The sequence below is a fragment of the Novipirellula sp. genome (assembly GCF_041583735.1).
In the GTDB taxonomy this organism is placed as follows: Bacteria; Planctomycetota; Planctomycetia; order Pirellulales; family Pirellulaceae; genus Novipirellula.
The window spans coordinates 1-1845 of the sequence record NZ_JBFHFD010001007.1 but is presented as its reverse complement, the minus strand read 5'-3'; the positions used below and the strand labels follow the sequence as shown (position 1 = coordinate 1845).

Genomic DNA, 1845 nt, shown 5'->3' with positions numbered 1-1845 from the left:
CGTCGTCCGGGAACATTTCGTCCGCGGCGAGTTGTTCCTGCGTGAATCGGTCGTACGGTTTGTCGTCGTTGAAGGACTCGATCACGTAATCGCGATAACGCCATGCGGTCGGACGAAAACCATCGGCGCGGTAGCCGTCGGAATCGGCGTAGCGGACCAGATCCAGCCATTGCCGCGCCGCGTGTTCGCCATAGCCTTTTGAATCCAGCAGCGAATCGACTAGCCGTTCATAGGCATCAGGCGACGTGTCGTTGACAAACGCAGCGACTTGTTCGGGCGTCGGCGGCAATCCGATGACGTCGAAATACAAACGCCGCACCAACGCATGACGATCGGCTTCGGGGGCCGGGGTGAGGCCACGAGATTGCAATTGGGCTGCGATGAAATGGTCAATCTCGTTGCGTGCCCATTTGTCGCCACTTTGCGTGGGCACCGCCGGTTTCACGGCGGGCTGAAACGCCCACCAATTTCGGTCTTCCTCGCTGAAAAATTCACGTGGCTCGCGGAGCACCACATCGGGATCGCTGCCGGGCCACGGGGCGCCCATGGCAACCCACCGCTCAAGCACCTCGATTTGTTTGTCGGCAAGTTGCCCCGACGGAGGCATCTCGAACGACTCGTAGCGGACCGCTTCGATCAACAGACTTTCGTCCGGCTTGCCCGGCACCAACGACGTACCTGATTCTCCGCCAAGCAACATGTGGCCGAGCGAATCGAGTCGCAGGTCGCCTTTCTGCTTTTCCTCGTCATGACACGCGAAACATTTTTCAGCCAACAACGGACGCACTTCGTTTTCGAAAAAGTGCATCTGCGATTTCGTGATCGGATCGTCGGCCATTGCCAACGGACACACGATCAACGTCGACAAAACCAGCAGTCGTCGGGGCCAAAAAGTGTGGTAGTGAGACATAGGTGGGAAATCAGAGAGAGAGAGGAGGGAGGGTTATCGAGTCGGAGGAAGTCCACCGATGAAGACGGGGTCGATTCGGTTTTCATCGTCCTGGATGTCTTGAAAAAACAAGCCGTTGACTTCGTCTCCGGCGGCGTAACCGAGATCGCTGAGGTCGATGCCGACCGCGATCACTTTGGCGCGTACCGAGTGAATGGTGCCTCCGGCGTGCGGCAAGCGATTGAGCATGCCGAGCGAGGTCGGTATTTCGCTAAATCGATACAGCCGAAAGGGAGTCAGGAATTTGGACTCGGGTGATGCCAGATCGATGTCGTATGACTTGATCGTGTGGGTGCGGAGGCCGTCGGTGAATTGCAACGGGCTGACGTGAAACGCATCCCCTTGCTCGGGATGGATGATCACCTGCAATTCAAAGAAGACCACATCGGGGCCCGCTGAATTGACAACGGGTCGTTGGAAACGAATGGCAAACCCCGGTGTACCAGGGCCCGAATTGGCCTCGTCGCCGAGAATGGGATTCTCGGTCAGCAGAGTACGGCTACCGCCTGGGTTGATCAGGCCGCTACACAGGTGGCGGTCGCGGTCAGCGTAATGCGAGCGAGGGAGTTCGCTGTGGGTTGAGTCGATTGGATCTCGCTGCTGTTCACATGTGATCAGGTTTGCATCGGAGCCACCACGGAAATGAACTACGTCGATTCCAATCAAATCATCGACGTGGTACTCGTAATCAACACCGCCTCGTTGCACAGAAACGGATTCCAATTCGCTGGCGTTTCCCTGGGCGTCTTGGCTCGTGAGAAAGCGGGTGATGCGATCGGGGATTTGGTTGCGATAGGCCGCCTCGTCAAACGGGATCTCCAAAACGTCGAAGCGATCGCCCGTCAACAGTTGGCGAGCTTGCCCTCGCCGCAGATTAATTCGTTCCGCCGGCGCCG

1 protein-coding gene and 1 pseudogene are annotated in these 1845 nt (G+C 57.6%); both read right to left on the bottom strand.

Features of this window, described 5'->3' with window-relative positions; all coding sequences use genetic code 11:
* The coding region (locus ABX962_RS35540) for a DUF1549 domain-containing protein (RefSeq protein WP_372726376.1) at positions 1–910 on the bottom strand (910 nt) is incomplete at its 3' end.
* A gap of 33 nt (positions 911–943) precedes the next feature.
* Positions 944–1845, bottom strand: a pseudogene (locus ABX962_RS35535) (iron dicitrate transport regulator FecR); the annotation flags it as partial.